Below are 8,056 nucleotides of genomic sequence, written 5' to 3'. Positions count from 1 at the left end.
CGGTTTGTGTTTGTGTGCTCATTTTCTTGTACAGATAAAAAAGCAATTAGATCATGGGTAACCTAAAGCATCGAGTGAACGCGTTTTTTAAGGTATGGCACGACGTCAGATTCAAACCAAGGATTCTTCTTTAACCACAATGTATTGCGTGGAGATGGGTGAGGGAGTGGGATAAAATCAGGTTCCCAATCCTGCCATCGCTGAACAGTTTGCGTGAGTGTTTTGGGCTTATTGGCCAGGTAGTACTGCTGCGAGTACTGACCAATTAGTAGAGTGAGCTCTATATTGGGCAGCTGCTCAAGAATCTTTTTATGCCAAGTGGGCGCACATTCTTTACGAGGCGGTAAATCACCAGAGTTCCCTTTGCCTGGATAACAGAATCCCATTGGGACAATGGCAATTTTATTTGGGTCGTAGAAAACGTCTTTGTCGATATCGAGCCATTGGCGTAATCGATCACCACTTGGGTCATTCCAAGGTATCGAGGTTGTGTGTACACGTGTGCCAGGGGCCTGACCGATGATTAGGATGCGTGCCCCTTTTGCTGCTTGCACGACAGGGTTTGCACCCAAAGGTAAGTTATCCGCGCAGATCTGGCAGGCCCTCACTTGCTGCAATAGCTCGTCTAACGACATTCTTAGTAACCCTTTTCGAAATCCACTTGATAATTTAATGAAAACCCATCGCGCCAGCGTAGATAGTTGTCAGCAAAAATCTCGATGACTTGCTCGGGAAAACTCAGCGCAGCAATGTGTGGAGTGATGGTGACTTGCGGTAGCTTCCAGAACGGATGCTCTACCGATAACGGTTCTTGCTCAAATACATCTAAGAAGGCGTATTCTACCCAACGGTTTTTCAGAGCGAAGAGCAACCCAGCCTCATCCAGTACGTCGCCACGACCCACGTTGAATAATAACGCCTTGTTTAGATGGCTGAGTGTTTGACGATTGAGTAACTGTTGCGTCTCCGGTGTACTTGGTAGGGTATTCACAACAATGTCGGCTTGTTCAAATGCCTTACTTAGTTCACTGATATGAAAGGTCTGATGAAATTCACCACCTGAGGTGGGAATACCTGTGCGGTTAATACCGATAGTTTTTATCCCCATTGCTTTAGCGGCGTTGCCCAGATAGCCCCCAATGCTACCGGTACCAAGAATTACCATGGTTTTACTTTGTAATGACGTGTACAGGTGAGGCTGCCATTGTTTGTTTTGTTGCTGCTGGTGGTATCGGGCAAAGTGGCGGTAATGGGCAATACTGTAACCCAAAACATATTCAGCAATCAGTGGACCAAAGATGCCTCGAACGTTAGTTAGAGTATAGTCCTGACGAAGGCTAGGGGATGTTAAGGCGTTGACACCAGCAAACGTGGATTGCACCCATTCAAGCTGTGAAAATTCGTCTAAGCTTTGTGATAGTAAGGGTGGGTCCGCTAGTACGATCTGAGCGGCTTCTGGTTGGTCGGTGAGGCAAAGATCGGGCAGATTTTTCTCTGCCAGTAACGTTTTGTAGGTGTCGCGATGCTCTGAGAGCAGGAAAATCTGATTTGAATGCGGCATTAACTTTTTTCCCTGTGATGAATCAAGTACACTTTCGCTGTTTTTTTCTTCAATGATTGAGTGACTATGCTTAAGAATCCTCTTCAGGTTCGTTTAGAAAAACTAGAACCTTGGCAACAAATTACCTTTATGGCGTGTCTGTGTGAACGCATGTATCCAAACTATGCGATGTTTTGTGAGAATACAGAATTTGCTGACCCGCGTGCTTACCGAGCGATTCTTGATAGTGTATGGGAAATTTTGACAGTTAAGAACGCGAAAATTAACTTCGAACGTCAATTGGAGAAGTTAGAAGAGTTGTTCCCAAGTGCGGATGAGTTCGATTTTTACGGGGTTTATCCAGCGATGGACGCATGTCAGGGTTTGTCTACGTTACTGCATGGTCTATTGGACCGCGACTACCTTTTCGATTCAATGCTTAAAGTGAGCCAACAGTCGGTACAAACCGTTGCTGATCTAGAGCAAGCACAAGGCGCAGAGCCAATCACTAACGACAACCAGAAAGAAAACGAAGCCGTATGTGAAGAGTGGGACGTGCAGTGGGCTATCTTCCGTCCGCTGCGTGAAGCGGTAGAACGTGACATCAGCTTGATTAAAGATTTGCGTGAAGAGCTACGTGAAGAAGGTGTGAGCAACATCGGTATTGCACTTTAATCGTTGAATAAATAGAAAAAGGCATCCTAAATGGATGCCTTTTTGTTTGCGGCGTTTGAGCTGTTATGCCCAATGCTGATTACGATTCTTTAGAGTCTGGTTTTGTCGCTTCTTGAGTTTCTGAGTCCTTGTGATGCTTCTCCAGCTCTTCCTCTTCTTCATCGTCATCGCGGCTTTCGATTACGCCGTGCATTTCTTTCCAGCTTTCCCAGCGTTGGTAAGCCAGCTCTTGCATGTCGGTACTTTTATCCGCTTCATCGATGATTTCTTCACCCACGAGGTGTTCAAAAATATCCTCCAACGTCACCAAACCTTGCACAGTACCGTATTCGTCAACGACAAGGGCTAGCTGTAGGCGATGAGTCATCATTTGGTCAAACACTTTCGGTAAAGTCGTGTTGTTTAGCACCACTTGAATCGGGCGCATGATTGCTCCCAGTTGTTTCTGTCCACAACCTGATTGTTGCAGTTTGAACAACTCAAGGCGGTGCACAAAACCAATGATGTTGTCTTTCTGCTCGCTATAAACCAATGGGCGGGAGAAAGGCGTATCCTTGTGTTTTTCTAGGAACTCATTGATGGTCATCGTGGCATCGATACGAAATACCACAGGACGTGGCGTCATAACCTGCGTTACGGGTACATCTTGGATGCCAAGCAAGTTGCTTAAGATTTTTGACTCACCCTCGGCAAATTCACCGCTTTCACGTGCCAGAATCGCCATTGCAGACAGTTCATCACGCATTTTCGGAGCTTCGTGGTTACGAGCAAGACGCTTGGTGATTTGCTCTGAAAACCATACGAATGGCGTTAGCGCCCATACCATCCAGCGTAATGCGACTGCCGCAGTTGGCGCCAATTGACGCCAGTAAGTTGCGCCAATTGTTTTCGGTACGATCTCTGAAAGCACCAAGATCGCCAGTGTGAGCACTGCCGAAAAGATGCCTAACGCTTCACTACCAAATACCACCGCAGCTTGTGCACCAGCAGTGGCCGCGCCGATGGTATGAGCGATGGTATTTAGAGTCAGAATGGATGCCAATGGTCGGTCGATATCTGATTTTAGCTTAGCCAGTTGCCCAGCTGCGGGATGCCCCTGTTGATTGAGCTGCGCAATGTAGCTCGGACTGATACTCAGCAGTACCGCCTCCAGCACCGAACAGATAAACGAAATGCCGATTGCAATAGAGATATAAATGGATAACAGCAGCATAGTTGCCCTTGAATGTAGTTTGATAGTGGTTATTTGCAGCTATTATAACCGCAAAAGTGCCTTATAAATTGGTCCAAATACCTTGGAAAGCAAGGGTTTTCAGGGGGTATGTGGTAACAAATTGTGAGTTATTACTCATATTATGGCTAAAAGTACGTCAGAAAATCGAAAGATCGCTTACAAACCTTTGCCAGATGGGGCATTTATGTTTTAGAGTGAGACGAATTCGATAACCTATGAGAAGGGAAACCTAATGAACAAGACCCAATTAATCGACTTTATCGCAGAGAAAGCAGACCTATCAAAAGCACAAGCAAAAGCTGCTCTTGAAGCGACTCTTGATGGTGTAACTGGTGCACTTAAAGAGGGTGACCAAGTTCAACTAATTGGTTTTGGTACATTCAAAGTAAACCACCGCGCTGCACGTACTGGTCGTAACCCTAAGACTGGTGACGAGATTCAAATCGCAGCAGCTAACGTACCTGCATTCGTAGCAGGTAAAGCGCTGAAAGAATCAGTAAACTAAGTTAGAATGCACCGAGGTATCCTGCCTCGGTGCAACTTCATGAAAAAACATCTACTCGCTTCACTTCTCTTATCTAGCTTTACCCTTTTTGGCTGTTCGTCGGTTGAAACTCCTAATTTAGAACAATTCACTCACTTCTCTGGCGGCAAAGTTGCTGGAGATGCAAGTAGCTTGTACTGGATGACCGAGAAACTCACTCGCGTGAGTACGGCGGCTGATTACGTGACGATGGGGGATAATGGCTGGTTTCAAAGTGACTACCGTTGGGATGAAGGTGAGCTTCGAGAGTTGATTCGAAAAGGTGAGCAAGTTGATACCAAGCAAGAGTTGGTGCCTTTTCAAATCCACATCCGTTTTAATAAAGATGGCGAAGCGGTTTACCAACAATATCGCGTTAATCGTAAAGTCTTACCACTTCAGCATGAACAATTAGAACGTTACAAGACAGAAGCGAATGATGTAGTCGCGTCGGTTAAGGCGCAGTCTCGTAACAGTCAGAGCCTCATTCAAGGTTATTGGAATGGCCAATCGTTTGAAACCTGCAAAGGTAAAGCGTTCTCGACACTCGAGTTTAATCAAACGTTGCCAAAATTTATTATCGATCGTCTCTCATCTGTAGACAGTTACGTCGCTTTTGTCGGCAAGCAGTCACGAACTAAAGCAACGGTTGATGAACTGTTGATGCTCAATAATGATGACTTTGATTGTGTACCACGACCAGCATTACTCGCTGAGTAAGCTTGGTGAGACTTACTAACTGACAGAGTAATAAAAAAGGCGCTGAATGCGCCTTTTGTTTTTTAGCCAACTTAAGTTGTTTTTATTTTTCTTGCTCACGTGCAATCGCACGGTAGCCGATGTCACTGCGATGGAACATGCCGTCCCAACTGATCTGTTTTGCAAGCTCGTAAGCGCGTTGCTGCGCTTCTGATACGCTGTTGCCCAATGCAGTTGCACACAATACGCGACCACCATTTGTCACGATGTCGCCATCTTTATTGTCTGTACCCGCGTGGAAGACTTTCTCGCCTTCAATTTCAACGTGTGGCAGACCAGAGATCACATCGCCTTTGTTGTACGCTGCTGGGTAACCACCGGCTGCGAGTACGATACCAATCGACGCACGTGGATCCCATTTTGATTCCACTTGATCCAGTTTTTGGTCAATCGCAGCCAAGCAAAGATCAACCAGATCCGATTCCATACGCATCATGATTGGTTGTGTCTCTGGATCACCGAAGCGGCAGTTGTACTCGATCACTTTCGGCGTACCATCTTTGTCGATCATCAGACCCGCGTATAGGAAACCTGTGTATGGGTTACCTTCAGAAGCCATGCCACGTACCGTTGGGTAAATGACTTCTTCCATGATGCGGTTGTGAATTTCTGGTGTTACCACAGGAGCTGGCGAGTACGCGCCCATGCCACCAGTGTTAGGACCTGTATCTTTGTCACCGACACGTTTGTGATCTTGGCTGGTGGCCATTGGCAGAACGTTCTCGCCATCGACCATCACGATGAAGCTTGCTTCTTCACCATCGAGGAACTCTTCGATAACCACGCGGCTGCCTGCGTCACCAAATGCGTTGCCTGCTAGCATGTCTTTGATTGCGTCTTCGGCTTCTTCTAGCGTCATTGCCACAATCACGCCTTTACCAGCCGCAAGGCCGTCGGCTTTCACCACAATCGGCGCACCTTGCTCACGCACGTAAGCAAGCGCTGGTTCAATTTCTGTGAAGTTTGCGTAAGCACCGGTTGGGATTTGGTGACGAGCAAGGAAGTCTTTAGTAAACGCTTTAGAGCCTTCAAGCTGCGCTGCGGCTTGGGTAGGGCCAAAGATTGGTAAGCCCGCTTCGCGGAACGCATCCACCACACCAATAACCAATGGTGCTTCTGGGCCAACGATAGTCAGTTCAATTACCTTCTCTTTGGCGAAAGCAACAAGGCCAGCGATGTCTTCTACATCGATGTTTACGTTCTCTAGTTTTGGCTCTAGTGCCGTACCTGCGTTGCCTGGAGCAATGAAAATAGTCTCAACATTTGGGTTTTGCGCTGCTTTCCAGCCTAGCGCATGTTCACGACCGCCTGAACCAATGATTAAAACTCGCATATGAAAATCCTTAATCTTATAAATACTGTTTACTCAAAGTATTTGATGATGTGGCTAGGCTACAATTGAGCCCATCCCGGAAACATAGCCAGCTACGTAACTGGGGTGGGCGAAAGCAGTTAACAACGCCACAGTGCCAAATACGATGAGGAAATTAGTGGCGGAAGTGACGCATACCCGTGAAGATCATCGCCATGCCGTGCTCATCTGCTGCTGCGATAACTTCGTCGTCACGCATAGAGCCACCTGGCTGAATTACGCACTTAATGCCGGCTTCTGCTGCGGCATCGATACCGTCGCGGAATGGGAAGAAAGCGTCAGATGCCATTACGCTACCGGCAACTTCTAAGCCTTCATCTGCGGCTTTGATGCCGGCAATTTTCGCTGAGTAAACGCGGCTCATTTGGCCTGCGCCTACACCGATAGTCATGTCGCCTTTCGCGTAAACGATCGCGTTAGATTTCACGTATTTCGCTACTTTCCAGCAGAATAGCGCGTCTTTTAGCTCTTCTTCTGTAGGTTGACGCTTAGAGACCACTTTAAGGTCATCCAGACTAACCATACCTTGGTCACGGTCTTGAACTAGTAGGCCGCCGTTAACGCGTTTAACGTCAAAGCCTGTTGTTTTAGTTGTCCACTCACCACACTCAAGTAGGCGAACATTCTTCTTCGCTGCAACGACTTCAATCGCTTCAGCAGAAACAGAAGGTGCAATGATCACTTCAACGAATTGACGTTCAACGATAGCGCTAGCCGTTTTTGCATCTAGCTCTTGGTTGAATGCAATGATGCCGCCGAACGCTGACGTTGGGTCAGTTTGGTAAGCGCGGTTGTACGCTTCGAGGATGTCTTTACCTAGCGCAACGCCACATGGGTTGGCGTGTTTTACGATTACACATGCAGGCTCGTTGAACTCTTTCACACACTCAAGTGCTGCATCAGTGTCTGCGATGTTGTTGTAAGAGAGGGCTTTACCTTGGATTTGGCGAGCAGTAGAAACAGATGCTTCTTGTGGATTGGCTTCCACGTAGAAAGCTGCGGCTTGGTGGCTGTTCTCACCGTAGCGCATGTCTTGCTTCTTCTCGAATTGCTGGTTGAAAGTACGTGGGAATTTAGACTCTTCATCAGCCTTCTTTCCTTCTTCATCAAGTAGAGAGGCACCGTAAGATGGAACCATAGTGCCGAAGTAGTTTGCGATCATGCCATCGTAAGCAGCAGTGTGCTCGAATGCTGCGATAGCAAGGTCGAAACGAGTCTCTAGTGTTAGAGATTTCTCGTTCGCGTCCATTTCAGCGATAACGCGATCGTAATCATGAGCGTTCACAACGATAGTCACGTCTTTGTGATTTTTCGCTGCAGAGCGAACCATCGTTGGGCCGCCGATATCGATGTTTTCAACCGCGTCAGCTAGTGTGCAGCCTTCTTTTGCAACGGTTTCTGCGAATGGGTATAGGTTAACAACGACCATGTCGATTGGATTGATGCCATGTTTTGCCATCACGTCGTCATCTTGACCACGACGACCAAGCACACCACCGTGAACTTTCGGGTGAAGCGTTTTAACGCGGCCGTCCATCATTTCTGGGAAACCTGTGTAGTCAGAGACTTCTGTTACTGCGATGCCTTGTTCGGCAAGTAGGCGTGCTGTACCACCAGTAGATAGGATATCGACACCGCGCTCAGCAAGAGCTTGTGCAAACTCAACAATACCTGTTTTGTCTGATACGCTGATAAGCGCACGGCGAATAGGACGAGCGTTATTCATGCTTCCATTTTCCTCAAATTCACGGAGTTAAAGATGTTTGCCAAAAATGAACTTGTTTTTACCTCTTGGGGTAAAATATTGGCCAGTTTTGGTAAAGACCTTTGCCGGATGTTTTCTGGTTAGAAAACAGTCTCCACATTTGATGGCGCGTATTCTAACCAATTTATTACAAAAAAGCTCGCGCAATCGTTTGGCATCTCAAAAATAATTGTGAAAAAGAGGTTCTT

General features: G+C 46.9%; 8 protein-coding genes and 1 pseudogene. 3 read left to right on the top strand and 6 right to left on the bottom strand.

What is annotated here, in order from left to right; translation table 11 throughout:
- Positions 1 to 62: 62 nt before the first annotated feature.
- Both CAG69_RS19880 and CAG69_RS19875 read right to left on the bottom strand, forming a co-directional pair.
- A complete protein-coding gene (locus CAG69_RS19880) occupies positions 63 to 635 on the bottom strand; it encodes a uracil-DNA glycosylase family protein (protein ID WP_161445840.1) in 573 nt (190 codons plus the stop codon).
- A gap of 2 nt (positions 636 to 637) precedes the next feature.
- Entirely contained in the window at positions 638 to 1,561 is a 924-nt protein-coding gene (locus CAG69_RS19875) for a D-2-hydroxyacid dehydrogenase (protein ID WP_161445838.1), read from the bottom strand.
- 66 nt (positions 1,562 to 1,627) lie between these two features.
- On the opposite strand from CAG69_RS19875, the gene CAG69_RS19870 reads away from it, so the two are divergent.
- A complete protein-coding gene (locus CAG69_RS19870; RefSeq protein WP_005382520.1) occupies positions 1,628 to 2,215 on the top strand; it encodes a YjaG family protein in 588 nt (195 codons plus the stop codon).
- Positions 2,216 to 2,294: 79 nt separating this feature from the next.
- Here CAG69_RS19870 and CAG69_RS19865 read toward each other — a convergent pair whose 3' ends face one another.
- On the bottom strand, positions 2,295 to 3,428 hold the full coding sequence (locus tag CAG69_RS19865) for a hemolysin family protein (protein ID WP_161445836.1): 1,134 nt from the start codon (positions 3,426 to 3,428) through the stop codon (positions 2,295 to 2,297).
- A gap of 253 nt (positions 3,429 to 3,681) precedes the next feature.
- Between CAG69_RS19865 and hupA the strand changes: the two genes are divergently transcribed.
- Together hupA and CAG69_RS19855 are read left to right on the top strand one after the other, a co-directional pair.
- Positions 3,682 to 3,954: a nucleoid-associated protein HU-alpha gene (gene hupA / locus CAG69_RS19860; RefSeq protein ID WP_005382524.1), complete on the top strand. Its 273-nt coding sequence runs from the start codon at positions 3,682 to 3,684 to the stop codon at positions 3,952 to 3,954.
- A 39-nt stretch (positions 3,955 to 3,993) separates the two neighbouring features.
- Entirely contained in the window at positions 3,994 to 4,692 is a 699-nt protein-coding gene (locus CAG69_RS19855) for a DUF1481 domain-containing protein (protein WP_005397286.1), read from the top strand.
- Positions 4,693 to 4,774: 82 nt separating this feature from the next.
- On the opposite strand, the gene purD is transcribed toward CAG69_RS19855, so the two are convergent.
- From purD to CAG69_RS22620, 3 genes and pseudogenes are all read right to left on the bottom strand, one after another.
- A complete protein-coding gene (gene purD, locus CAG69_RS19850) occupies positions 4,775 to 6,064 on the bottom strand; it encodes a phosphoribosylamine--glycine ligase (RefSeq protein WP_161445834.1) in 1,290 nt (429 codons plus the stop codon).
- 154 nt (positions 6,065 to 6,218) lie between these two features.
- Complete coding sequence (gene purH, locus CAG69_RS19845; protein ID WP_161445832.1) at positions 6,219 to 7,829, bottom strand: bifunctional phosphoribosylaminoimidazolecarboxamide formyltransferase/IMP cyclohydrolase; 1,611 nt, start codon at positions 7,827 to 7,829, stop codon at positions 6,219 to 6,221.
- Between the two features lie 138 nt (positions 7,830 to 7,967).
- Positions 7,968 to 8,056: pseudogene (locus tag CAG69_RS22620) on the bottom strand (phosphoribosylamine--glycine ligase); the annotation flags it as partial.

The organism is Vibrio sp. V43_P6S15P86, from assembly GCF_009904725.1.
Classification (GTDB): Bacteria; Pseudomonadota; Gammaproteobacteria; order Enterobacterales; family Vibrionaceae; genus Vibrio; species Vibrio diabolicus.
The sequence above is the reverse complement of the archived record's forward strand: the minus strand, read 5'-3'. Positions and strand labels throughout refer to the sequence as shown.

Coding starts and splice junctions, on each gene's coding strand:
- CAG69_RS19880 (WP_161445840.1), bottom strand. CDS start 635: ATGTCGTTAGACGAGCTATTGCAGCAAGTGAGGGCCTGCCAGATCTGC.
- CAG69_RS19875 (WP_161445838.1), bottom strand. CDS start 1,561: ATGCCGCATTCAAATCAGATTTTCCTGCTCTCAGAGCATCGCGACACC.
- CAG69_RS19870 (WP_005382520.1), top strand. CDS start 1,628: ATGCTTAAGAATCCTCTTCAGGTTCGTTTAGAAAAACTAGAACCTTGG.
- CAG69_RS19865 (WP_161445836.1), bottom strand. CDS start 3,428: ATGCTGCTGTTATCCATTTATATCTCTATTGCAATCGGCATTTCGTTT.
- hupA (WP_005382524.1), top strand. CDS start 3,682: ATGAACAAGACCCAATTAATCGACTTTATCGCAGAGAAAGCAGACCTA.
- CAG69_RS19855 (WP_005397286.1), top strand. CDS start 3,994: ATGAAAAAACATCTACTCGCTTCACTTCTCTTATCTAGCTTTACCCTT.
- purD (WP_161445834.1), bottom strand. CDS start 6,064: ATGCGAGTTTTAATCATTGGTTCAGGCGGTCGTGAACATGCGCTAGGC.
- purH (WP_161445832.1), bottom strand. CDS start 7,829: ATGAATAACGCTCGTCCTATTCGCCGTGCGCTTATCAGCGTATCAGAC.